Origin of the sequence: Paenalcaligenes hominis, assembly GCF_011927625.1 — a bacterium.
GTDB classification, from domain to species: domain Bacteria; phylum Pseudomonadota; class Gammaproteobacteria; order Burkholderiales; family Burkholderiaceae_B; genus Paenalcaligenes; species Paenalcaligenes hominis.
The window spans coordinates 315,862-340,237 of the sequence record NZ_JAATIZ010000003.1 but is presented as its reverse complement, the minus strand read 5'-3'; the positions used below and the strand labels follow the sequence as shown (position 1 = coordinate 340,237).

General features: G+C 47.6%; 26 protein-coding genes. 10 read left to right on the top strand and 16 right to left on the bottom strand.

Going from position 1 to position 24,376, the window contains the following annotated elements; genetic code table 11:
- Positions 1 to 8 precede the first annotated feature (8 nt).
- From GGR41_RS08775 to GGR41_RS08720, 12 genes are read right to left on the bottom strand one after another with little or no spacing between them, the layout of a single operon-like run.
- Positions 9 to 1,475 (bottom strand): aldehyde dehydrogenase, encoded by a 1,467-nt coding sequence (locus GGR41_RS08775; RefSeq protein WP_167661507.1) that lies wholly within the window; start codon positions 1,473 to 1,475, stop codon positions 9 to 11.
- 18 nt (positions 1,476 to 1,493) lie between these two features.
- A complete protein-coding gene (locus tag GGR41_RS08770; protein ID WP_167661506.1) occupies positions 1,494 to 2,285 on the bottom strand; it encodes an aspartate dehydrogenase in 792 nt (263 codons plus the stop codon).
- A 9-nt stretch (positions 2,286 to 2,294) separates the two neighbouring features.
- Complete coding sequence (locus GGR41_RS08765; RefSeq protein WP_167661505.1) at positions 2,295 to 3,089, bottom strand: SDR family oxidoreductase; 795 nt, start codon at positions 3,087 to 3,089, stop codon at positions 2,295 to 2,297.
- Between the two features lie 26 nt (positions 3,090 to 3,115).
- Positions 3,116 to 3,913 carry an alpha/beta fold hydrolase gene (locus tag GGR41_RS08760; RefSeq protein WP_167661504.1) on the bottom strand — a complete coding sequence of 266 codons (798 nt, stop codon included), beginning with the start codon at positions 3,911 to 3,913 and terminating at the stop codon, positions 3,116 to 3,118.
- Between the two features lie 23 nt (positions 3,914 to 3,936).
- The gene (locus GGR41_RS08755; RefSeq protein WP_167661503.1) at positions 3,937 to 4,461 is read right to left on the bottom strand and encodes a cupin domain-containing protein; all 525 of its coding nucleotides are present in this window, start codon (positions 4,459 to 4,461) and stop codon (positions 3,937 to 3,939) included.
- Between the two features lie 31 nt (positions 4,462 to 4,492).
- Positions 4,493 to 5,728: an MFS transporter gene (locus tag GGR41_RS08750; protein WP_167661502.1), complete on the bottom strand. Its 1,236-nt coding sequence runs from the start codon at positions 5,726 to 5,728 to the stop codon at positions 4,493 to 4,495.
- A 24-nt stretch (positions 5,729 to 5,752) separates the two neighbouring features.
- A complete protein-coding gene (locus GGR41_RS08745; protein ID WP_167661501.1) occupies positions 5,753 to 6,955 on the bottom strand; it encodes an NAD(P)/FAD-dependent oxidoreductase in 1,203 nt (400 codons plus the stop codon).
- Positions 6,956 to 6,965: 10 nt separating this feature from the next.
- The gene (locus GGR41_RS08740; RefSeq protein ID WP_167661500.1) at positions 6,966 to 7,898 is read right to left on the bottom strand and encodes a VOC family protein; all 933 of its coding nucleotides are present in this window, start codon (positions 7,896 to 7,898) and stop codon (positions 6,966 to 6,968) included.
- Positions 7,899 to 7,921: 23 nt separating this feature from the next.
- Positions 7,922 to 8,695, bottom strand: coding sequence for an SDR family oxidoreductase (locus GGR41_RS08735; RefSeq protein ID WP_373868045.1), 774 nt, complete (start codon positions 8,693 to 8,695; stop codon positions 7,922 to 7,924).
- Between the two features lie 8 nt (positions 8,696 to 8,703).
- A complete protein-coding gene (locus GGR41_RS08730) occupies positions 8,704 to 9,735 on the bottom strand; it encodes an aromatic ring-hydroxylating oxygenase subunit alpha (RefSeq protein ID WP_167661498.1) in 1,032 nt (343 codons plus the stop codon).
- Positions 9,736 to 9,747: 12 nt separating this feature from the next.
- Entirely contained in the window at positions 9,748 to 10,044 is a 297-nt protein-coding gene (locus GGR41_RS08725; protein WP_077733996.1) for a recombinase-like helix-turn-helix domain-containing protein, read from the bottom strand.
- A 12-nt stretch (positions 10,045 to 10,056) separates the two neighbouring features.
- Positions 10,057 to 10,371 (bottom strand): non-heme iron oxygenase ferredoxin subunit, encoded by a 315-nt coding sequence (locus GGR41_RS08720; protein WP_077733997.1) that lies wholly within the window; start codon positions 10,369 to 10,371, stop codon positions 10,057 to 10,059.
- Between the two features lie 278 nt (positions 10,372 to 10,649).
- Between GGR41_RS08720 and GGR41_RS08715 the strand changes: the two genes are divergently transcribed.
- Both GGR41_RS08715 and GGR41_RS08710 read left to right on the top strand, forming a co-directional pair.
- Positions 10,650 to 11,426, top strand: a complete 777-nt coding sequence (locus GGR41_RS08715) for an IclR family transcriptional regulator (RefSeq protein ID WP_167661497.1) — start codon at positions 10,650 to 10,652, stop codon at positions 11,424 to 11,426.
- A gap of 233 nt (positions 11,427 to 11,659) precedes the next feature.
- Complete coding sequence (locus GGR41_RS08710) at positions 11,660 to 11,869, top strand: cold-shock protein (RefSeq protein WP_167661496.1); 210 nt, start codon at positions 11,660 to 11,662, stop codon at positions 11,867 to 11,869.
- Between the two features lie 69 nt (positions 11,870 to 11,938).
- On the opposite strand, the gene GGR41_RS08705 is transcribed toward GGR41_RS08710, so the two are convergent.
- Both GGR41_RS08705 and waaC read right to left on the bottom strand, forming a co-directional pair.
- Positions 11,939 to 13,291 (bottom strand): 3-deoxy-D-manno-octulosonic acid transferase, encoded by a 1,353-nt coding sequence (locus GGR41_RS08705; RefSeq protein ID WP_167661495.1) that lies wholly within the window; start codon positions 13,289 to 13,291, stop codon positions 11,939 to 11,941.
- 39 nt (positions 13,292 to 13,330) lie between these two features.
- A complete protein-coding gene (gene waaC / locus GGR41_RS08700; protein ID WP_167661494.1) occupies positions 13,331 to 14,287 on the bottom strand; it encodes a lipopolysaccharide heptosyltransferase I in 957 nt (318 codons plus the stop codon).
- Between the two features lie 160 nt (positions 14,288 to 14,447).
- Here waaC and GGR41_RS08695 point away from each other — a divergent pair, with 160 nt between their 5' ends.
- The 7 genes from GGR41_RS08695 to GGR41_RS08665 all read left to right on the top strand — a co-directional run bounded on the left by GGR41_RS08695 (position 14,448) and on the right by GGR41_RS08665 (position 21,533).
- Positions 14,448 to 15,338, top strand: a complete 891-nt coding sequence (locus GGR41_RS08695) for a LysR family transcriptional regulator (RefSeq protein ID WP_167661493.1) — start codon at positions 14,448 to 14,450, stop codon at positions 15,336 to 15,338.
- 135 nt (positions 15,339 to 15,473) lie between these two features.
- A complete protein-coding gene (locus GGR41_RS08690) occupies positions 15,474 to 16,523 on the top strand; it encodes a TRAP transporter substrate-binding protein (RefSeq protein WP_167661492.1) in 1,050 nt (349 codons plus the stop codon).
- Between the two features lie 88 nt (positions 16,524 to 16,611).
- Entirely contained in the window at positions 16,612 to 17,232 is a 621-nt protein-coding gene (locus tag GGR41_RS08685; protein ID WP_167661491.1) for a TRAP transporter small permease subunit, read from the top strand.
- On the top strand, positions 17,229 to 18,512 hold the full coding sequence (locus GGR41_RS08680) for a TRAP transporter large permease (protein WP_167661490.1): 1,284 nt from the start codon (positions 17,229 to 17,231) through the stop codon (positions 18,510 to 18,512). The genes GGR41_RS08685 and GGR41_RS08680 overlap by 4 nt, the downstream gene beginning before the upstream one ends.
- A 12-nt stretch (positions 18,513 to 18,524) precedes the next feature.
- On the top strand, positions 18,525 to 19,211 hold the full coding sequence (locus GGR41_RS08675) for a DUF2848 domain-containing protein (protein ID WP_167661489.1): 687 nt from the start codon (positions 18,525 to 18,527) through the stop codon (positions 19,209 to 19,211).
- 29 nt (positions 19,212 to 19,240) lie between these two features.
- A complete protein-coding gene (locus tag GGR41_RS08670) occupies positions 19,241 to 20,593 on the top strand; it encodes an amidase (protein ID WP_167661488.1) in 1,353 nt (450 codons plus the stop codon).
- 22 nt (positions 20,594 to 20,615) lie between these two features.
- A complete protein-coding gene (locus GGR41_RS08665; RefSeq protein WP_167661487.1) occupies positions 20,616 to 21,533 on the top strand; it encodes a DMT family transporter in 918 nt (305 codons plus the stop codon).
- On the opposite strand, the gene fmt is transcribed toward GGR41_RS08665, so the two are convergent.
- Both fmt and def read right to left on the bottom strand, forming a co-directional pair.
- Positions 21,505 to 22,455, bottom strand: a complete 951-nt coding sequence (gene fmt, locus GGR41_RS08660) for a methionyl-tRNA formyltransferase (RefSeq protein ID WP_167661486.1) — start codon at positions 22,453 to 22,455, stop codon at positions 21,505 to 21,507. The genes GGR41_RS08665 and fmt overlap by 29 nt on opposite strands.
- On the bottom strand, positions 22,452 to 22,982 hold the full coding sequence (def, locus tag GGR41_RS08655; protein WP_167661485.1) for a peptide deformylase: 531 nt from the start codon (positions 22,980 to 22,982) through the stop codon (positions 22,452 to 22,454). The genes fmt and def overlap by 4 nt, the downstream gene beginning before the upstream one ends.
- Positions 22,983 to 23,238: 256 nt before the next feature.
- On the opposite strand from def, the gene dprA reads away from it, so the two are divergent.
- Positions 23,239 to 24,369, top strand: coding sequence for a DNA-processing protein DprA (dprA, locus tag GGR41_RS08650; RefSeq protein WP_167661484.1), 1,131 nt, complete (start codon positions 23,239 to 23,241; stop codon positions 24,367 to 24,369).
- Positions 24,370 to 24,376: the final 7 nt, after the last annotated feature.

Genomic DNA, 24,376 nt, shown 5'->3' with positions numbered 1-24,376 from the left:
CTCCTTGATTACCCTTCACACCATGGGTTGGGGGTACTGTCTAAACCAATATAAATACTTTTTTGCTGCATATAGGACAAAATACTGTGCCGGCCTTTTTCTCTGCCTACACCACTTTGTTTGAAGCCACCAAAGGGGGTAGAAATAGAAAATTTCTTATAGGTGTTAATCCACACAGTACCCACATCTAGTAAGCGTGCTAGCTGCCAAGCTTTACGGTAATTTTCTGTCCATATACCTGCTGCTAAGCCATAGACACTCTGGTTCGCTACACTTACCAGCTCTTGTTCAGACTCAAAGGGCATCACCACTAATACCGGACCAAAAATTTCCTCTTGGCAAACCGTAGCGCTATTGGATAAACCCGTAATAACTGTTGGGGCGTAATAACTACCTTGGTCTAAGCCATTGCCTGTTACACGGTGCCCTCCGGTTACTACCTGCCCCCCTTCTGCTTTGGCTTGCTGTACATAGGCGTCCACACCGCGTAAGTGGTTTTCATCAATGAGCGGGCCCACTTGAGTCGCAGGGTCTTCAGGATGACCCACGCGTAAACGGTTTGTTTTTTCTACCAAGCGAGCTACAAACTCGTCATAGCGAGACTGATGCACAAATAAACGCGATCCAGCAATACACGCCTGACCTGCCGAGCTAAAAATGCCATAAATAACGCCGTTTACTGCCAGCTCTAGGTCGGCATCTTCCAAAACCACTGTAGGTGATTTGCCGCCCAACTCTAACGAAGTGCTAATCAGACGCTCGGCGGCAACATGGGCAAGCTGCTTACCCGTATTGGTGCCTCCAGTAAAAGAAATTTTGCGTACCAAGTGGTGCTGAACTAATGCATTACCGACCACTGAGCCTTTGCCAGGCAATATGCTCAGCAAGCCTTTGGGTAAGCCAGCTTCTTCGAATAACTCTGCTAATCGCAAAGCGACTAAGGAGGTCAGTTCGGCTGGCTTTAATACAATGGCGTTACCACCAGCTAGGGCAGGAGCAATTTTTTGCATCTCTGACGCGATTGGCGAATTCCATGGGGTAATGGCTGCCACCACCCCTAAAGGCTCGTAAACACTTAGCGTTAACGTATCGCTAGCGCGCTGATTCGTTAACTCCTCATCTAATGTATCCAATACAGAGGCCATATAACGTGCTGTTTGGGCCGCACTCATGACTAAGCCTCTAGTTTCACTCAATGGCTTGCCGTTGTCTCGGGTTTGTAATGCTGCTAACTCCTCAACACGTGCCTCGATCAGCTCGGCCACTTTCCATAACACGCGAGCCCGTTGTGACGGCAAACTAAAGCGCCACTCAGGCTGCTGCCAAGCTTGATGCGCTTTACGCACCGCCTCATCCACTTGCTCTACGCTAGCGGTGGAGAACTCATCATTTTTAGTGCCATCCGCGGGGAAATAACTTACCGTAGGCTTTCCCTGTCCTAACACCCACTCTCCGGCTAAAAAAATCTTTTTCATACTTTCCCTTTGGTATAGCTAAATCACCCACACCTGATTGATCTGTTCAATGGCACGTACAATGCTTAACGCTGCTAGAGTGGAGGTTTTAGGGTTATCGGCCAAAGCAATACCTTTCATCTGCACGGTCATTTCACCAAAATCGCCTTTGGCATAAATGGTGTGGGTATTACGCTGCACCGCTGGGTCAGCAATAAGCTGAACCTGCGTCGCATCCATGCCTATCCCAGCTAAACCAATAGTGGCGGCTACATTGGCATTGGCAGGGAACAACTGTGCCGCTTCCCGTGCTGTACCGGTAAAAAATACAGTCGCTTCGGTTAGGGTATCTAAATCCACTTGTTGTTCGGCATAGCTACCTTTCCAACCCGTTGGGGGTTTGCGCCCTTGATAGGTGACCTGCTCTAAACCTAAAGCTCGGGCTGCCCTCAAGCCGTCCATACCTGCCACGGCCCCTGGTAATAACTGTATTTGTGCTTGGTGTTGTTCGGCTACGCGTTGTAATGAGTCCAGCAAATCTGCATCAGCTAATGCGCCCACAGAGATCACCGCTAAACGCCAGCATCGCTCTAACACCGCGCCTGCATGCTCTTTTAGTCCTGCTTGCCCTGCCATCTCTACCACTAAGTCAGGCTCAAGCTGAAGCTCTGCTATCGCACTTACGACTTCGACACTGGTATCAAGCTTATTTTTTATCTCTGCTACCGCAGCAGAAGGCACAACCACCCCACCCAATCGAACGCCTTGCGGTAATAACCGATGCACGGTTTGGGCCATCGCGCCATAGCCAATAAAAACTACTGTTTTCATAACACCCCTTTAAATTTCTTGGCTAAAACCGCCGGATACATCTACTACCGCACCCGTGGTATAAGAAGCTAGCGGCGAGGCTAAAAACACCAAAGCCTGAGCCGCCTCATGAGGTAAGCCTAAGCGTCCCATGGGAATGCCTCGATCATTCGCTATGCCCTGAATCCATTGTTCCCATGTTTTAGATCGGTCTGAACGCTGCTCGTAACGCCGACGCCATTGCCCTGACTCCACCATACCTATCAGCACTGAATTCACCCGTATGGTTTGACTAGCAAACTCTTTTGCTAAGGATTTGGTTAGATTTAGTAGTCCGGCGCGCGCAGCAGAAGTGGCGATCATATGAGGTTCTGGTTTAAGCGCCAACAAGGAATTAATATTTGTTATGGAACCGTTCGCTGACTTTTTCAAAAAAGGTAAAGCCGCTTTAATTGGGTTCAAAACACTAAAATATTTCAACTCCACTTCTGTAATCCATTGCTCGTCTGCCGTACTGTCAAAGTTGGAAACTAAGCCCTGTCCTGCATTATTGATAAGCATATCGATTTGACCAAAATGCTCGTTGACTTGGGTAACAAACTGTTGGACTTCTTCGCGCTTGAGCACATCACAAACAGCTGTAAAGCATTCGGCCTCGGGGTAGAGCTTTTGCATTTGCTCTAAGGATTGTTGTAGTCGTTCTGGATTACGCCCACACCACGCCACTTTTGCGCCCTGAGCTAAAAGCAACTTAACTGTTTCTAAGCCAATACCCGATGAGCCGCCCGTGACAATAGCCACTTGATTACGAACTAAAAAACCCATAGTTAACACTCTCTGTTTGCTACTGTTTAGATTTGAAATACCTGTTGATTAAAAAGCGCTGGTTGATCCAAATAGGCCAAATGTCCCGCTGCGGCGAGAGGAATTAACTCTAAATTTGAGTATTTCTGCTTTAAATCAAACATACCCTCAGGAGGAGTGATGCTGTCTTTTTCTCCGTAACAAAGTGGGATAGGCATTGATAAAGAATTCAAATACCAATCAATGCTGTCATAAGCGAGTAAGTACGACGCCTGAGTTAGACCCTGTTGCGTTAGCCCGGCAGAAACCGCCTGCACCACCTCTAAATTAAGGGGCGTAGGTTGAGCCAGTAAACGTGGCCCGCGCTCTTTAGCCATGCCTGCTGGCCCTAAGCGTTTAAGTAGCTCTGGGCGCATACGGTACACCCGTTCTTGGTCTGTACTGGCATGGCCCCCATAGCCTTGAGCCGGATTCACTAAAACGAGTTTTTTAGTTTGCTCTGGGTACAGCTTGGCAAAAGCTGCGGCCATCATAGCCCCCAATGAGTGCCCCACTACTGTGACAGGTGTGCGAATCTCTAGCTCATCCAACAGCTGCTTAATCTGTAGCGCATAATCCTGTGCAGTAGGCGTGCTGGTTAATAACCCAGCACTTTTGCCATAGCCAGGTGCATCCCAAGCAATAAGCCGACAGGATTTTTTTAAGGTCACAAACTGCTTGACCCAAGACTTTGCCCCAGAGCTAATCCCATGCAGTAATACATAAACGTCTGCTTCGGCCTGATTATCGATATAACTTAAGCCATGATTGGATTGTCTATATAGGGATTCGATTTGGTCTAACATCGGCTTTACTCACTCCAATACAGCTAAGCGTTGCGCTTTACTTTAGAAAGCGGGTGCGTTTCAGGATACGTAGGTATTTCTGGCTTATTGGTACCTAGCATCACACACATCAATGCATCTTCTTGTGTGGGGTTATATAAACCACGATAAATACCGGGAGGAATTGAAATCAAATCCCGCTCTTTCAAGACGGTAGTGTAGGTTTCTCCGTTGTCCTCTAAAGTCAGCTCAATAGAACCTCGCAACATAAAAAACACTTCTTCTACATCGTTATGGATATGCAATGGGCCTTCGCATTGAGCAGGCAAGACCATAGTAGAAAAAGTAAAGTTTTCTGCTGGGACGGTATTGGAGTCGGTTGCTACTCCTGTTGCTCCTGTTCCCATATAACGCATCTGGGCACGGCGGTACTTAGGATCAAAATCAGCCTGAAACTTTAATGCATCAAAGTCATAACGACGCGTTTCAAATCGAGCAATACGTGTAGCCATCCAGTCTTCTAATGACTGGGATTCTTTGCGGACCCAACCTGGAAATGTATGACTCATAACAGCACTCCTTTACTATACAAACGATGAATTAATAACGTTTAATCAAAGCCACCAACATCAGTGAACCAACCACAGCAACTAAAGCTAAAAAGTAAATGCCGTTGTTGAAGTCACCAGTAAACGTGACGATGTAACCAATCAATACGGGTGCCAAAGCACTACCGAAATTTCCTAAGCCATTAAAAATTCCGCCTGCCGTCGTTGCTGCTTCTTTGGTGCTTACTTGACCTAATAAGGGGAAGACGGCGGAAACGGCGACTCCCCAGAACATGGAGCTAACAGACATGGCTAAAATCACCATCCAAACGCCACTTGCCAAGGTCATCACATACATAGCAATGCCAGCTACAAACAGCCCGAGAAAAACTTGTTTGGCACGGGACTGATGAAACACCTTGTCGGAATAAAAAGCACCAACTACTTCCCCTACAAGCATGCTGATAAAGGGAATAGACGACAGCATGCCGAAGGATTTCAGATTGAAATTTTTCTCTTCAATAAGATAGGTAGGAATCCAGCTATTCAAGCCCCACAGATAAGTCATTAGGGAGATGTTGAAAATACAGATAATCCAAAAGCCAGGGTTAGAGGCAAGCACTTTAAAGTTGGTTTTATGATCTGCTTTTTGCTGACGACGGTCTTTTGTAATTACTACGTCTTTAAGGCCAATCACTACAAAAATTGCCATGATTAAGGTCAACACACCCATTACATAAAAGGTTGTGTGCCAGTCGTGATTTTGTAAGACATATGCGGTAATTGGGAAACCTAGTGCTGCCCCTATTGGTGTTCCTAAAATAAACATCGTCGAAGCTCGCGCTTGCTCTTTTTCTGTAAATCGCTGCTTTACGATGCTATAGCACAAAGCAAATAAAGGACCTTCTGCTATACCTAACAGTATGCGATTTATAAGCATTCCCTCGTAGGTATAGGTGACCCCCATAATGAGCATTAATACGCCCCAGCTCACTACGCTCCAAAACAACACCCGTTTAGGGTTAAAAATATCGCCCAAAAAGCTAAGGAAAATTGATGAAAACCCATAAGCTAATAGAAAGCTTGTCATCAACCACCCTGCTTTGGCTCTATCCTGAGCTATGCCCATTGTGTTTTGGAAGGTTGGGTCGGCAAACAGCACTGCGATACTAATCTTGTCAAAAAAAGCCAATACCACACAAAACATGAGCACCACTGCTGGTGTCCAATGCTTAACCATACTTTTAGGCGGTGCACTGTGGGCTAAGCCTGTATTCACTGTCTCCATGTCTCCTGACTCCTCAAGGTGCTTTTACTTTATTGTCATTAAATTGATGTTTAGATCTGCCACTTGCTCAGGCGTAACGGTTACCTGACGTTGCATCCAGCGTTTAGCTATTTTGATATTTTTGGCATCGTTAACGGCAACGACGTAACGAAGCACTTTATTTTCATCAAAATAGAAGAATGTTTTTTGGCGTGCGCCGCTTTCGCGCATAACGCAAGACAAGGAAGGAGAAGGTGTACCTAACATCTGGATATTGCAGTCATATTGGTCAGACCATAACCAAGGAATGTCTTGATAAGGCTCTTCTTTGCCTACCATATGCTTAGCGGCGGTTGCCCCTTGGTTCTGAGCATGGGCCCATGACTGCATGCTGATCCCCAAAGCAGGATGAATAGCCACATCGCCTGCGGCATAGATATCTGGTTCGGAGGTTTGGCAATACTCATTGACCACTACTGCTCCTTGGACCTCAAGACCTGCAACACAAGCCAGCTCCGTGTTTAATTGAGCTCCTGCAGCAATCAATACGGCATCCGCCGTAGAATAAAGCTCGTTCTCTATAAACACTTGCACTGTTTGGGAGTCGCCTTGGGCTAATTCAATGGCTCCGCAATGCGTTAGGATTTCAACGCCTTCACTTTGGTGTAGATTTTGCAAAAACTGCGCAACCTCTGATGTCACGCTACGCCCGCACACTTGTTCACCACGCTCTAAGACCGTCACTGCTAAGCCACGCTGGCGTGCTGAGGCCGCTACCTCTAAGCCAATCCACCCTCCACCAATTACTACTAAGCGTTGGCTTTGTTCCAAACACTCACGTAGTCGATGGCTATGTAGAAAAGAGCGCAGCTCATGCACATTTTCGAGTTGCAGCCAAGCCGGATTAATAATCCGCGCACTGCTACCAGTTGCTAGTAATAGCTTGTCATAAGCCAACTGATCGCCATTACAAAGACGTACCACTTTAGCTTGGGTATTTAGGTCTACTGCTCTACGCCCCAAATGCCAATCAATCATTAACCCAGCTATCACATCGGGGGTATAAAATTGGATGGCGCTTAGCTCTGTGGGGGCTAACAGGTTTTGCTTTGAAAGCGGTGGGCGTTCGTAAAATATATTTTTCTCATCCGAAATAATATGCAAAGCACCGCGATAGCCCTCTTGCCTTAAGGTAAAAGCCGCTACTGCTGCAGCTTGCCCTCCACCAATAACCACAATAGTTTCCATGGCCTCTCCTTTACTGTGAGCTAATCTGACGTCGAGTAGTGGGATCAATACCTTTATCAATCGCCCATTCTGTAAAGAGCTCTAAGGCATAATCAAAGTGTCGAGGCTGCCAGGCTGCGGTGAGATAATCATCGTTGGTGTAGTATTCAAATGCACCGCCTAGAGGAGAATGGATATACCAAAAATAGGCTGAAGAAACAGGATGACGTCCCGGCCCAATAAACGAATCCCACCGGTTTTTGTTCATATTGAGCCCGCCCCCAATAACCTCATGGATATCACGCACCACAAAGGCCACATGATTTAATCCTGCTTGCTCTCGATTAGGCAGCTTCAGTAAAAATAGGTCGTGGTGCCATCCTTGAGCGCTACAGCGCAAGAACGCTCCACGATCTGTATAGGCATCTGATAAATAAAAACCTAGTTTTTCTTCATAAAACGCTTGTACTGCTTCTAAGTCAGGGGTAAAAAACACCACATGTCCTATGGCCACTGGATTGGCTTTTTCATAAACCGGACTGGCTTCATTTACCCGTTGTATGTGGCCATATTGGTTTATTGCTGGGCTTAAAGCCTGAGTTGCTATGCCCAATTGGGCCACCTCAAACCGCAAGCTCATTCCATTCGGGTCTATGCAACGCAGCACAGTGCCATCGAAGGCGTATCCCGGCTGACCTTGTAGATTAAGTGCTAATTGCTGCAAATCCTGAGGTCGGTTTACTGCCCAAGTCACCTCTCGTAATGTGGACCCGCTTTCAAAAGCAGGAGGTAAATCAGGATGATCAGACTCAAACACCTGCACTGTGCTGCCGTTAGGCAAGGCATAATGTAACGAGTCGGCGTATTGCTCTGCAGCAGCATCCAAACCAAAATCAAACAAATAGTCTTTGGCTTTATTTAAGTCTTCTACGCCAAAAGTTAAGTTTTTGAGTCCATTAATCATGCTAAATAACCTTACTCAAGCGGTTAGTTAAAGACGAAACCGCCATTTACAGGTATGTTTTGACCTGAAACAAACGACGAGAGATCAGACAATAAGTACAAAGCGGTGCCATTAATATCGTTCGGATATTGAGCCCGCTGTAAGGCTCGACCTGATACATATTGATGGTGACGTTCTTCAGGCACATACTCTGTGGCCTCTACTAGCGTTAAGCCGGGTGAAATCGTATTAACACGAATGTTGTGCTCGCCTAGTTCTCGGGCCATAGAGCGTGTCATGGCAACAATGGCTCCTTTGCTTGCCACATACGCCATGAGTTTGGGGGCACCCCACAAAGCAGTATCTGAGGCTATGTTCACGATGCTGCCTTGATCTGCTTGCTTCATATAAGGCAGTACCGCTTGCGTCACTAACCAAGTTCCTTTGACGTTTACCAACATGACTTGGTCCCACAGGTCGGGGGAGTAGTGCTCTAAGGTTTTACCGCCCACTCCCGTAGCCAAAGCGGCACAGTTCACTAGCCCATCCACATGCCCCCAGTGCTCCTGTATCCAGTGCCCTAAGCCCGCAATGGACTCCTGTTGACTAATATCTACGGAAAGACCATGAGCATTTAGGCCTTGTTGGCGAAGCTCTTGAACGAATGCCATTAAGCGGTCAGTTAAAATATCCGCTAATAAAACCTCAGCCCCTGCAGCCAAAGCGGCTTGGGCAAAATCAGCCCCTAAGCCGCGTGCAGCACCGGTAATGACTATTTTTTTATTAGAAAGTAGCGTGCTAATTGAACTCATTGACACCCCCTGCGTTAAGCCTCGGCAACGGTTTTTTGCTCTTGCAGGGTTTTAAACTGAGTTTGAGCCGCTTTTTTAAACTGTCTACGCAACCGTGCTAAACCCACATCATGTTGGTACAAGAACTCATGCTCTTTGGCATTGGGTGCCATGTTTTCTAATATGATGCGGTCTTGTTCAAGCACATCCCAATGCAATTTCTCTAAATGAGTCCGGTACATAAAGCGCCATACATGACGTTGCCAACCACTCACTTTTCGACAGCGCCAAAAAAACACGCGGGTGTTGTCTTTATCGATGGGCGTAGCAAAACCAATAATGAAAAAGTCGCCGCCAGGCCCAAACTGCTGCTGATAAGGAATGGATAGGCGCAGCCAAGCACCGCCTGTTTGACCGTATTCAACCCAGTCAAAGTTGATGCGCGCCTGGCCTTCTTTCTCAAATACAAACCCCTCTTCAGTAGGACGTAAGCTCATATTCGCAACACGGTCACCTTGATACATTGAGTGAGACTGACTGTGCAAATAGGTGCCATGCATAGGATCCATCACATTATCAACGGCGTACATATAATTCACGCCCCAATCCGCTCTACACAAAAAACTGCTCCACTCATCACTGCTTAATTGCTCAGGAAGCTGTAGAGGTGTGGGCTCTTGATCGGCATTGACGCCAAACCAAAGAAAAATGGCTCCATTTAGCTCTTGTGCATGATAGGACTTCACACATTTCATGCCTTCTAAGGGACAGGACTCAACAGCAGGCACATCGGCAACCACTCCATCGCCGCCTACTTCGACCCCGTGGTACCAACACGCTACTCGGTCCCCTAAATTCCACCCCAATGAAAGGCGCGCCCCACGATGTGGACATCGGTCTTCTAAGGCATGAACCTTGCCTTGGCTATCACGCCAAACGACAATATTTTCCCCTAAGCGAGTAATACCCACTGGGTTAGAGGCTACCTCCCAACTTGCTAAAACGGGGTACCACAAATCTCGTAACCCATACTCTAGATACTCATCTGCTGAAGTAAAATCTTTCATTTCATCCCTCTTTTAATAACCGAGTCGAGCCATTTCTGCCTGAAAGTTAGCCGTTGTCCACTTTTCTCCCGTCTCTAGCAATAAACCTTGCTCGTTTAAACAACTCACAATGTCATCTAACTCTGTTGCACCCTGCTTAAACGCTTTTATTAAATGATCTGCAAGCTGCTTTTCATACTCGGTAGGCGCATGTGAGCGGTTTTGCCAAACAATGTGCTCTACTACTCCAGGTTTTTGAATGTTGTTGATCCCTGCTTCAGTGCTGGGAATCGCATGAACCCAAGACTGAAGTTTTGTGTTGTATTCCATTTCTTTGCCTCTTTAGTTTGTTTCGCACTGAATCAAAATCTCTTCGCCTTCTACTTTAGTGGGATAAATATGCAAATTTCTGCATCCTGGCCCACTTTCAAGCACACCCGTTTTGATATCGAAAATAGCTTCATGTAAGGGACACTCCACTTTCTCATCTTCAATAAAACCATCGGTTAAGAGGGCAAAGGCGTGAGGACAAACGTTTTCTATAGCAAAGAAATCCTCATCAACCTTAAAAATTCCCACTTGGTTGCCTTTTATTTCAATGGCTTTGGGCATATCTTCCGAGACTTCATGAATCCCACACACCTTAAACCAATTCATCCCAACCCCCTTGTTTTACCTGCAAAACATAGTTTAATATACAAAACAACTTCATTTAAGCTTGGATTATTTATCTTGCACATAGGAAAAAACCCCTACTTAAGAGGGGTAAGTAGGGGTCTATACAACACAAGAGCAAGAGAATCGTGTGGACTATGGCGTCAGAACCACGGCGTATAAAGGCATACGAAGTGGAATTTTTAGGGAACAAAAGACCGCTATAATGGGATTCATTAATGCTGTATCTATTTGGTAATTAAAAGGTGAGCTGCATCAAAATGAGTACAAACGAAAACGAAAAATATCTTGTACCCGCCTTAATCCGTGGCCTAAAGATCCTAGAGTTATTCAGCCCAACAAAAACCGAACTAGCCCTGTCAGAAATTGCTCAATCTCTAGAAATCAATCGCTCAAGCGCATTTCGTTTGGTACAAACTTTAGAATATTGCGGCTATCTCAATCGCAATGAGCAAAAAACCTACACGCTTAATATCAAAGCCTTGCAGCTTGGCTACAGTGCCTTAGCTAGCATCGACATTACAGAACAGGCTGTACCAATTATGAAACAGCTACGCGACCAAACGCATACGGCTGTGCATCTATCTGTGTTGGATCAAACTGACATTGTTTATATTCAAAATATTCAAGCTCTAGGGGCTTTCACCTCTAATATTTTGATAGGTACTCGTTGGCCTGCCCACGCTACGGTTATTGGACAATTTTTATTATCTGGTTTAAATAATAATGAAATAATAGAACGATATAAGACAGTTAAGGAATGGAAACTCTTTTCAGAAAGTACGCCTAAGAATTTGGATGAATTATTGCTTAAAGTTGAAAAAGCCAGAAACTCAGAATCCTTGACGAGCTGGCAACAATTTAAAAATACAATGGTTGCTAGTGCGTCCCCTATTATCCACCCTTTCAATGGCTCTATCCCTTATGTTCTGTCCGTTAGTCACCCTGCTTACTCCTTGGACAGAAAAAAATACGAGGCTGAAGTCATCCCTTATTTAATTAATGCCGCCAAAAAAATATCTTCTTATATTTTGTAACCTTCTCTGGCCTTAATTCCAATAAATATAAACTTATTACCCTAGCATAAACCCTTAATAAATTATCTTGACGTCATGATATAAAACAGTCTAAAGTATAGGCGTAGGTTATCAAGTTCGTCGAAGTTCGCTCAATACTGTTTGCTGTCTTAGTAAATTGGATTGCATAATTTTGTCCCTTGAAAATCTGTTACTTAGGGCACATTGCTCATTTATTTAAGGAATCGCATATCATGCAAACAGAATACGGCACCGTAAAATGGTTCAACAACGAAAAAGGCTTTGGCTTCATTTCTCCTGAAAACGGCGGCAAAGATCTTTTCGTTCACCACTCCGACATTCTTGGTTCAGGCTACAAATCTCTAGAAGAAAACCAACGTGTTTCTTTCGAGCCAGCCCAAGGCCAAAAAGGTCCACAAGCTAAATCCGTACAAAAAGTTTAATTTTTGCACGAGTCAAAAAACCCGCTTAGGCGGGTTTTTTGTTGTCTATCGCAGGGTAAAGCGTTTGATTTAACGGTGGTCGTTGCGCACGTACTGCTTTTTTAATACCTCTTTTACACCCGTCATTACGCGATCCACCGACCCAGTGTGTTTACGTACCCAAAAAGACGCAGCATCTGACATAGTTTGGCGTTGATTGCTGTCATCAAGTAAATGCATAGCTTGTTTTAGCGCAGCCTCTGCATTGGTCACACGCACTGCCGCCCCTTCACTTAGGGCATCGTTAACAGCTTGCTCAAAATTTCGGGTATGTGGGCCTACAATAACCGGTACGCCTAAGGCGCAGGCTTCAATAAAATTTTGGCCGCCTAACTGCGCAAAGCTGCCGCCAATAATAGCCACTTGAGCTTGGGCGTAATACCACGGCATTTCACCTAATGAGTCCCCCAAGACGACGTCAGCATTTTTACAACAAGCTAATGAACTGCTCGTGCAATCGCCAGTGGTCATCAACTCTGTGCGACGAATCACATTCCAGCCTTCGGCTTCAAGTAAAATGGCAGCCGATTCGAAGCGCTGAGGATGGCGCGGGATTAAGTAAAACAAAGTGCGCTGCTGACTATCTAGATCCATGCTGTGTTCACGGCGAATATAGCGACGCATGGCATCAATAAATAGCTGATCTTCCCCTTCGCGGGTACTGGCAATGACAACTATCTTGCGTCCTAGTGAGTTGGCGAATTGTTTGCCGCGCTCTACTTGGTCTTGGGAGAGCTGCACATCAAACTTGAAATTGCCCGATACGCGTACGCCTTTACCCCCAGCAAGTTCAAGACGCACAGCGTCTTGGTAGGTCTGTGCATAAATAGCAGTGAAATAACCTAATGTTTGACGCATCAGCAGGCCTATACGTAGAGATTTACGTAAAGAGCGCGCCGAGAATCGGGCGCTGACGAGAAAGGAAGGGATATCGGCGCGATACGCCTGATGCATAAGGTTAGGCCAGACTTCGCGTTCAATGACGATGAATAGCTTGGGCTGATAGTGTGCGTAAAAGCGACGGGCGGCACCGGGGAAATCGTAAGGCAGCCATTGTTGTTGCAAGTGGCCTTCGGCCAAGGCTTTATTAAATGCACGTTGCCCTTCGGCATAGCCGGTATACGTCAAATGCGTTAATAAGACCTGGTGTCCTGCGTCTAATAGGGCTTGTACTAGTGGTTGAGCGGCTCTCATTTCACCTAAACTGACAGCATGCACAACAATTACAGGTTGGGTTGGGCTGGGGGTTTTACCATAGTAACCAAACCGTAGTGGGCTAAATACCTGCCACTGCCCCCCAGACCGACGCGCGCGTAAATACATCCACCCTAATAAAATGGGTGAAATCAAACGCAGCAACACGGTATATATAAAACGACTCAAACGTACAAAACCTTCAAACAACAAACATATATTGTACTGTTATCCCAAGCTAAAAGCTTGTTGGATTGCGCTTAGCACAACTTCAGCACTGGGTTCTTGGCCTCTGTCCCCTAAGCTAGCGGTATAGGCGCTGCTTATTAAAGGTGTGCGAACAGGCGTAGAAGCTTTATAAATGCCAATAGTGGGACGCTCTAGTGCGGCTGATAAATGCGTCAGTCCACTATCTAAGCCTACCATAATGCGAGCTTTAGCAAGCTCATGCGCGACTTCGGTTAACCCCATTCGTGGTAAAACCACCGCATTTTCACGGCCTATTAGTAGTTGTCGAGCGCGCTCAGCCTCGTGCTCATTTCCGGCTAGGAGACGTAAACCCAGACCACTTTTTTGTAAAAAATCAAACACTTGGTGCCAAGACGTTTCGGGCCACAATTTATCATCACGGCTGGCTGATGGCATAATCATCGCTACAGGTTCTACCGCGACGGCATGGGTGATACCTTGTAAACCATAGTTTGGCGCCCCCGTGCAGGGGTAATCAAACGCCAAGGAGGCTAATAAACGTTGCCGTGTGATGGCGGGTTGCCAGAACTCGACGCGGTGTTTTACGTCATAAAACAAGGAACACAAAGGTTCTCGTGCTGACTTCCAGTCTAAACCATGTTTTACCCCTTTTGCTAGCCGCGTGATCCATACTGTCTTTAACAAGGCCTGCATGTCTAACACAACATCATACTGCGTTTGAGTTAGGCGTTCTTTGAAAGCGTGACGTTCTTTTTTAGATTGAGCGGACCACCACTGTTTACGCCAACGTCGATGTGCGACCGGTATGACCTCGTGTATGGCAGGGTGCCACGCTGGGATTTGGGCAAAAGACTCTTCGACAACCCAATCGATTTGCGCGTCAGGGAACCTCGTTTTTATGTCCGTAATAGCAGGCAACATATGCACTAAGTCCCCTAACGAAGACGTGCGTACTATTAATATTTTTTTACTCATAACCGTTTATCTTGGGTGGGCCTAAATAACGCTCGCTTTTTTGTAGAGCTATAGTAACTCAACTCACACTGATTGCTAGTTATTCTGTTTGTAGAATGTTTACTGTGTTTTTGTTCTCGCCTCCCCGCTCTTTTTTACTCCTTTTTGCAGAAGCCGCTTAATGATTGATTTTAAACAAATTGAGGCCTTTATTTGGGTCGCTGAATTAGGTGGCTTCAGCGCTGCCGCTGAAAAACTGAATACCACTCAGCCATCCATTTCCCAACGCATTGCAAGTTTTGAGCGCGAGCTATCAACACGTGTATTTGACCGAGGTGCGCGTGGTATCAAGCTAACCGATAAAGGCCATGAACTTCTGCCCCATGCACAGCGCTTGCTAGATCAACGCAATGAGATGCTGCATGTGGCACAAAGCACTAGCGTTATTCAAGGCACCTTTCACCTTGGTGTGGCTGAAACCTTGGTACATACTTGGCTTCCTTTGTTAATTGAACAGCTTTATTTGCAATATCCTGCTTTGAATATTGAAATTCATGTGGATACAAGCCAAGTCCTGAAAGAAAAACTCTTGAACTATCAACTAGATCTGGCTTTTTTTGTAGGAAAAGAAACGGATAACAATACTGAATACATGCCTATTGGCGAGTACGCTTTGGCTTGGGTAGCTAGCCCAAATTTGAAGCTACCTAAGCGTCAATTGCGTATGTCAGACCTAGGGGTTTACCCTGTAATCACATATCCTGTTGGGAGTTTGCCCTACCGTATTGTTACCCACATTTTGCGGGATGCAAAAGTCCCGTCACCACGCATTTATGGGAGCGCTTCACTTAGTACAATTATCCACATGACCTCGCGTGGAATGGGGGTTAGCCTGCTCGCTAAAGTGCTGGTAGAAGACCTATTATCCCAAGGGAAACTGCGTCTTTTGGACGTCGATCAGCCTCTTCCGGCGTTAGAGTTTTATGCGCATTGGTTGAAGTCACCAGACAGTCATGCGGCTCGTACTGTGGCACGCTTAGCTCAACATATCGCCGAGGACTTTACTTATTAAGTATAAGATTTTCTTATAGCCCTGCATCTAAACATACAATTGGACAGTAGGCAGCGAATACGGTGCAATTCTGTCTAATTACATTCAATTGTTTCTATATGGCTTAGTTATGGGCTTATATACAGGAGACTCCGTATGAAACGTTTATTCGCTGCATCCCTATTGATGGGTTTTACTGCACTGAACGCGCAGGCACAAGAGGTCGTTACCGACCTCCCCCAAACCAAATTGAACGTGGTAGGTGGCTTAAGCAACCTAACAGCGTACCAAAATGGCGAGCTCCCTTTCTGGTCAAAAACCATTCCTGAGTTGTCTGACGGTAAAATCACTGTAGACATTAAGGGCTATAACGAAATGGGTCTAAAAGGCCCCGAGGTATTACGCCTAGTCAGCCAAGGCGTGATCCCGATTGGTAGCGCCACCCTTGCTTACTTTGCAACCGACAACCCCATTAACGAAGCCATCGATTTGGCGGGTTTAGCTCCCGATATTGAGACCGCACGTGCGGTAACTGAAGCCTTTTTGCCCGTTTACGAAAAGCACTATGATGCTAACAATGCCAAGTTGTTAGGCATTTCTACGTACCCGGCTCAGGTTCTGTTTTGCAAAGGCAGTTTTACTGGTCTTAATGACCTAAAAGGCAAGAAAGTCCGTACCAGCAGCCGCACTCAGGCCGAATTTGTTCAAGCCTTTGGTGGCAGCAGTGTGACTATCCCATTCGGCGAAGTGGTGCCTGCATTGCAAAACGGTGTGGTGGATTGCGCGATCACGGGTTCATTATCCGGTTACTCAGCCAAATGGTACGAGGTCAGCGATCACCTGTACGCCTTACCTATCAACTGGAACCAACAGCTAATCGTCGCTAACAAAGCGTTCTGGAACAAACTTGATCCCAAAGTTCAAACCTTCCTCGAAGAAAACGTAAAAACTCTCGTGGATAACATTTGGGATGCAGCCGCAGCCGAAACCCAACAAGGGTATGACTGTAATACGGGTGCAGACGCTTGTACGCTAGAGCCTAAAGGCAAGATGAAATTAGTTGAGCCTACTGATGAGGACCGTCGTGTTCTGCAAGAAGTCATGGATAAAACCGTGATTCCTGCTTGGGCAGCTCGTTGCTCTACTGACTGTGTAGAAAGCTTTAACGTTCTAGTTGCACCGGTGTTGTTTGACGCAGCTAATTAGTTCTTCTTTTAAGGTTAGGCTGTAACTCAGCTCTAACCGGGCGTTTGATTTCATCAAGTCAAACGCCTCTTTTCCCTAGGTGTGACCCATGACGACTCCTACTCCTACATCCTTGTTGGGACGACTGCTCAATGGCGCTACCACGTTGTCTCGTTTTGCCATTTGGGTAGCAGGCTCTCTGACCTTATTGAGTGCTTTGTACATTACGGCGGATGTATTAAGCCGTAAATTATTTAATGCGCCTTTAGGTGGCTCTGACGAACTGTCCGGTTACGCATTTGCCATTAGCATTTCATGGGCGCTATCTTTTGCCACACTGGATCGTGCCAATATTCGTATTGATGCGATTTATCAGCATCTACCTGCCCGTTTAGCCGCTTTTTGCGATTGGCTAGCCTTAGTGGTGTTAGCGGTGTTTATTGTGTACCTCACTCGCTACGCTGCCGAAGTCGCGGGTATGTCATGGAATAGCCACTCGACAGCAAATACGCTGTTGGGCACGCCACTCTGGATCCCTCAAATGCTGTGGGTTGCCGGCTTAGTTTGGTTATGTGTGGTGTTGGCATTAATGCTGTTACGTGCCTCCTTAGCTCTGGTCACCGGAGACATTGAGCAAGTCCGCGCTATCTGCGGCATGCGAACCGCCAAAGAAGAAGCCAGCGAAGAAGCCGAAGCCGGTAAACGTATTGTGCAAATGGAGCAGCAATGATTGCCACCTCTCTGACCCTACTGCTTGTTTTAATTGGCGTTAGCATTCCTGTGGGCGCCGCCTTGGGCGTACTTGGCCTAATTCTTGACCCTTTGTACTCGTTTTTACCTCTTAGCCGCGCTATGGGTGAAGTGGCATGGGGTACAAGCAATGAATTTCTTTTGGTCGCGGTACCTTTATTCATTATGTTGGGAGAGATTCTCCTGCGCTCGGGATTAGCTGAACGCATGTACAACGCAATGAGCCTATGGTTGTCTTGGTTACCCGGCGGTTTAATGCACGCTAATATTGGCGCAAGCGCCTTATTCGCTGCTACTTCTGGCTCTAGTGTGGCCACTGCTGCCACGGTAGGTACGGTTGCCTTACCTCAAGTCAAAAAACAAAACTACAACGAGCCGTTATTTTTAGGTAGCTTGGCAGCAGGTGGAACGCTCGGTATTTTAATTCCCCCTTCAATTAACCTTGTTATTTATGGTGTGTTAACGAATACCTCTGTACCCAAGCTCTACCTCGCTGGCATTGTGCCGGGTTTAGGTATGGCGCTGCTATTTATGGCCGTCATTGCTTTAGCATGTATGGTTAAACCCGCTTGGGGTGGTAAAAAAATCAGTGCTTCGTGGTCTGCACGCCTAACCAGTTTGGTGCATTTAATTCCGCCGCTGCTCATTTTCTTTTTAGTGGTCGGCTCAATCTATGCAGGGGTAGCCACCCCCACCGAGGCCGCTGCCTTAGGCGTGATCGGAGCCTTAATTCTTGCTGCGTTTAGCCGTCGCTTGTCTGTGAAAATGCTGTTGACGTGCTTCGAAGGCACAATGAAATCCACAGCAATGATCATGCTAATCGTCATTGGCGCCGCGTTCTTAAACTTCATCATGTCGGGTATTGGTCTAACTAATGCGATTACTCAGGCCATCACAGAGCTAGGCGTTTCGCCCATGATGATGCTTTTAGTGTTAGTCGTCTTTTACTTAGTGTTAGGCTGTTTCATGGAAACCTTATCCATGATGATCACTACCATTCCTATCGTGGCACCTGTCATGATTGCATTGGGCTTTGATCCAGTCTGGCTAGGCATTGTCATTATTATTCTGGTTGAAGTGGCCTTAATCACTCCACCCGTGGGTTTGAACTTGTTTGTGGTTCAAAGCTTACGCACTACGGGCAGCATGAACGATGTCATGTTGGGTAGTCTGCCTTTTGTACTGATGCTCTTGGGAATGGTGTTTATCCTTGCGGTATTCCCTGACGTCGCCCTTTGGTTACCGCAAATATTTGGTTAAAGGTAGTTTTCCATGTTGTTAAATTTTGATCTTGTCGGCGCAGATGGTAGCAATGAGTCCATTCAAGTCAGTGTAGACCACTGTATTGTGGCTGGCTGGGCTGGTCGCGACCGTGATGCAATTGAGCATCATATTTTAGAGCTCGCTGAATTGGGTGTGCCTCGTCCTAGCGATGTACCGTTGTACTATCGTATTGCCACAAACCAACTTGTTCAGAGCTCACGTGTTCAGGTGGTGGGCCCACATAGCTCAGGCGAGGCCGAGGTACTGGTGTTTAACCATAACAACGAGTTATGCGTTAGCCTGGCCTCTGATCATACTGATCGCGCCCTAGAGGCACACAGCGTTGCCCTGTCTAAGCAAATTTGTGTAAAACCTACGGCCCAACAGGCATGGCGTTATAGCGATGTGGCTGCTCATTGGGATGAGCTGATACTACGTGCTTGGATCCTTGAAGAAGGTCAAGAAGTCGCCTATCAAGACGGTGCGGTAGCTACTTTATTGCACCCCATCGACTTAATTAAAAAGCATTTTGGTCAGGATCATTTACCAAACCAAACAGCTATGACGTGCGGTACAGTCGCTACTATCGGCTCAATTCGTCCAGCGGCTCAGTTTACGATGGAGCTTTACGATCCTCGGCTTGAGCGCAGTATCCGTCATACGTACGATATTGAGTTCTTGCCTGAAATCGCTTAATTAGATTGTTTACTCATAGGGATTCCATCATGTCGACCTCTTTTGCACGTATTCGTGAGCTACAACACGCTCTAGATGCCGGGGAAACCACAGCCGTTTTGCTAACCCAGCAGGCGCTATCACGCATTGCCGACCCAGCTGGCGAAGGTGCAACCACCTTTATCTCTGTCTATAAAGAACAAGCCTTAGCAGCTGCTAAAGCTTCCGACATTTTACGTGAAGCCGGTCTAAGCCGTTCGGCTCTAGAAGGCATCCCTATCTCTATCAAAGATCTTTTTGATTACAAAGGTGACGTCACCCGTGGGGCCTCTGCTCTACTTAAAGACGCGCCCGCCGCTACAGAAAACGCCACACTCGTCCACCGCCTCCAAGAAGCCGGCGCTGTGATTATTGGTCGCACCAATATGACAGAGTTTGCTTTTTCCGGATTAGGTATCAACCCGCACTACGGAACCCCCCGTGCCCCCTGGGACAGAGAGCACGGCCGTATTCCGGGCGGTTCCTCTTCCGGTGCAGGCGTGTCGGTCGCAGACGGCATGGCCGTCGCTGCCATAGGTACAGATACCGGTGGCTCCATTCGTATTCCTTCCGCTTTTTGCGGTATTACTGGCTTTAAACCCACTGCTGAGCGTATTCCCAGTGCAGGTGTGATGCCTTTGTCGCACTCTCTAGACTCAAGCGGCCCGCTTGGTTTGTCGGTAGAGTGTTGTGCGCTAGTCGATGCCGTATTAAGTGGCGAGCCCGAGCCCGAGCTCATCCGCATGGACCCGACCCAATTACGTTTTGTGGTACCGACTAACTACGTGTTGAGTCAGGCCGATGAAAAGGTCAAAACCGACTTTATTGCGGCACTGGATAAGCTAAAAAAACACGGGGTAAGCATCGATGAACGAGAAATCCCAGAGCTAGACCAATTACCTTATATCAATCGCACCGGCGGCTTGGTGTGTGCAGAGGCTTGGTTCTACCATCAAAAACAGATGGAAACGGATGAAGCGCTGTACGATCCGCGTGTGGCCTCGCGCATTTTGCGTGGTAAAAGCCAAACGGCGGCGGATTACATTGAGCTCGAGCAAACGCGGCAACACTGGATTGCCCAAATGGAAAGCCTGTTAGCACCTTATGATGCCATGCTTATGCCAACGACGCCTTTGCTGCCACCCACCATCGACGAATTGGCAGATGAGGAAGCCTATTTCCGCGCTAATGGTCTAATTTTACGCAACCCTGCTATAGTTAACTTTCTAGATGGGTGTGCGTTGTCCATTCCTTGTCATACCCAAGGTACAGCGCCAGTCGGCCTAATGGTCGCTGCTCCAGCCCACCATGATGCACAATTGCTGAATGTAGGCCATACTATCGAGCACCTACTTCACTCTTAATCCTTTCTTTAAGGCATTTTTTATGTCTACGCCGCAGCGCCCTATTGTTGGAATTGTTCTATTAATTCTTTCTACTTGGGCGCTGTCGTCATTAGACGCTAGTGGCAAGTGGATTATGGCGGCTGGACTGCCCTTGCTGGTCATGTGCTGGGCACGTTATATGATCCATTGGTTTTTGGTGTTAGCCGTGGTGCTTCCCATGCGAGGCATCAAGGTATTCAAAGCCCATCGCCCTCACGATCAGGTCTTACGTGGCCTGATTATGTTGTTTGCCACGCTGTCTTTTTTCTCTGCTTTACGCTATTTGCCTCAGGCTGAGGCAACGGCCATTAATTTCCTAGCGCCCTTGCTCGTGCTGTCAGTTGCACCCTGGTTACTCAAAGAGCCTTCACGGCTTTCACGTTGGGTGGCAGCAGGCGTTGGCTTTTTAGGCGTATTGCTTATTATTCGTCCTAGCTCGGGTTTACATCCGCTTGGGGTCATGTTTGGGTTGATTACTGCCATCCTGTTTGCGACACAGTATATTGTGACGCGTCGTTTGGCGGCCGAAGACGCATTCACGACCTTAATCTGGAGCGGCTCGGTGGGCACCGTCTTGACCTCGTTATTAATGCCATTTATTTTGCCCGAGGTGTGGCCTATATTTGCGACCTTTGGCCCCAAAGAATGGGCGGTGTTAATGGCCACGGGCGTCTTTGGTGCTTTGGGGCATTTATTGCAAATCCAAGCCTATCAACGCGCCCCTGCCTCGGTATTAGCCCCCTTTGTTTACACGCAGATTATTAGCGCTGCGGGCTTGGGCTGGTTAGTATGGGGGCAATTTCCCGATGCATTAAGCTGGCTAGGTATTGCTATTGTGGGTGGCAGTGGCGCCGCGATTGGTTATATCGAGTGGCGCCAACAGCAACGCGCTAAGCAGGCAGTTGCCACCCCTGAATGAAGGTAGCTACCGGCTGCCTACGGCTACCAGCGCGCTGAAGCTCGAGCAAGCGTAATACGCCCTTGCCTGTGGCAACGTCTATGCCGTCTACGCTGACCGCCAAAACCGTACCCGGCACAGCAGTGCTAGGCTGGTCTAGGGCCTGAGCCTGCCATACTTTGACGGGTTGTTCTAGGCCTGGCAGCAGCATCGTACAGCTAGGGACCGGGTTGAACGCACGCACTCGACGTGCTAACTGGCTAGCGGGCAAATTGAAATCGAGGGCTGATTCGGATTTATGCAGCTTTTCTGCGTAGGTCACGCCTTGTGAAGGCTGTGGCACGGCAGCTAAACCGGTGGTTTCTAGCTTATTAAGGGCGTGTACAATGGCCTGCGCCCCCAACTGGGCTAAGTCATCGTGTAAGCTTCCCCCGGTGTGGTCAGCCGTAATCGCTAAGGTATGTACAGCCAACATATCGCCGGTGTCTAAGCCCGCGTCCATTTGCATAATCGTAATGCCGGTTTCGGCGTCGCCAGCATCAATGGCACGCTGAATGGGCGCCGCCCCACGCCAGCGCGGTAAAAGACTGGCATGAATATTTACACAACCAAGACGTGGTAAATCGAGTACCCACTGCGGCAAAATTAGCCCATAGGCGGCCACCACCATGATATCAGGCTGAATGGCCTGTAATTGCTGCTGTACCGCCGCTGCATCGTTGGGATGCTTGCCATCTAGACGCAGACTAAGGGGTTGGGCCACGGGGATGCCCGCCTCTAAGGCGGCCTGCTTTACGGGCGACGGACGCAATTTCATGCCGCGCCCCGAAGGACGATCGGGTTGGGTTAATACCAACGGCACCGTATAGCCCGCTGTTAAAATGGCCTGTAACGCTAACTGCGCAAACTCGGGCGTACCCGCAAATACCACCTTTAAGGTCATACCGATACCTTTGCTTCGGCCTTGCGTGCCTCGCGCTGCTGTTTACGTAACCGCGTTAAAATTCGGGTTTGTTTCAAGATGGAAAGGTGCTCAACAAAGACTTTGCCATCAAGATGGTCGAGTTCATGCTGTACACACACTGCTAATAAACCTGCCGCATGAAACTCGTAGCTTTCGCCTTTTTCATTTAAAGCTTTGACTTTAATTTCCGAGGCGCGTTCTACTTTGTCGTAAATGCCAGCGACAGATAAACAGCCTTCCTCGTGGATTTTAGTTTCCTCGCTGTACCATGTGATTTCAGGGTTAATGAGGACTAAAAGCTCGTCGCCCTGCTCGGATACATCGATGACTACAACCCGCTCGTGCACATCGACCTGAGTGGCGGCTAAGCCGACCCCAGGGGCATCGTACATGGTTTCTGCCATGTCTTTGACTAGTTGACGAATGCGGTCGTCTACCTGTTCCACCGGTTTAGCTACCGTGTGCAAACGCTCGTCTGGGTATTGAAGTATAGGTAATAGCGCCATAATAACCTGAGTGATTTGGCTTATTTAGTAAAACTAACACCACACCACCCCAAATAAATAAGAATACCTTCATTTTAATACACTCTGTAGACTTTGCCTAAAAATGCCCGCTCTTGAACGTGGCATTTAGCGACAATGAGTGTATTGAGATAAAGCCGCGATTTGGTCTTTAGCCATACGTAAAGAAACGGGATGAATGGCTCATACGTACTTGTCACGCTACCCGTGCTTAACCAATCAATCGTACAATTTAACTATGACGACGCCCCGAATCCCCCCCTCCGAACTCTATGCGTGGGTACGCCTATCCCTAGAGCCCAACCTGACTGCTCATACAGCCCGTCTGCTGTTAGCTAATTTTGGTTTGCCGCCCCACCTTTACCACCAATCCATCAGCACACTTAGTCGCTATATCGACACTTCCTTAGCCACGCAGCTACGAAGTGCGCCCAGCGCCGAACTCGAGGCCCAAATTCAAGCCACACTGGAATGGGCTCAGGCTTCAGACCAACATATTCTGTGTCTGGCGGATGCCCATTACCCAAAGACCTTGCTCGAACTGGCCGACCCACCCCTTATCCTGTATGCCAAAGGCAATCTCAGTCAGCTTAATCACCAAGCTTTGGCTATTGTAGGCTCGCGCAATGCCACTTCTCCTGGTCTAGAAAACGCGTATCACTTTGCCCAATTTTTGGCCGATCAAGGCTGGTGCATTATCAGCGGGCTAGCGACTGGTATCGATACGGCGGCCCATCGGGGCGCTTTGGCCGCGCAACAAGCCAACAGTACCATTGCGGTATTGGGAACGGGCATGGACTTGGTTTACCCCGCTCGAAACCGTGCTCTGGCTCACCTCATTGCAGAACAAGGCCTCTTAGTTTCTGAATTTCCCCTCACTACTAAAGCGTTGCCCTTTCATTTTGTGCGTCGTAACCGTTTAGTGGCTGCCCTTTCTCGCGGCGTTATTGTGGTCGAGGCCGCATTAAAAAGCGGCTCGTTAACTACCGCACGGTTTGCAGGCGAGGTAGGACGCGAGGTCTTTGCTATTCCTGGTTCTATTCATTCCCCTCTACACAAGGGCTGTCACCAATTGATCCGACAAGGGGCAAAACTGGTAGAATCAGCAGAACATATACTCGAAGAATTAGGACACCATCTACGTCCGCCATCAAAACCTTTAGCGAAAAGCACCACCCGCCCTCTCCCTGAGTCTCTTGCTCCAGAGCAGCAGCAAGTGCTCACAGCGATGGGGTTTGACCCAGCCAGCCTTGATGTCATTCATCAGCGCAGCGGTCTAAGCGCTACGCTAGTGGCTAGCGCTCTGGTGCAGCTAGAGCTCATGGATCTGGTCATTGCACAGGCTGATGGACGCTATTTACGCACCTAGGAGACCC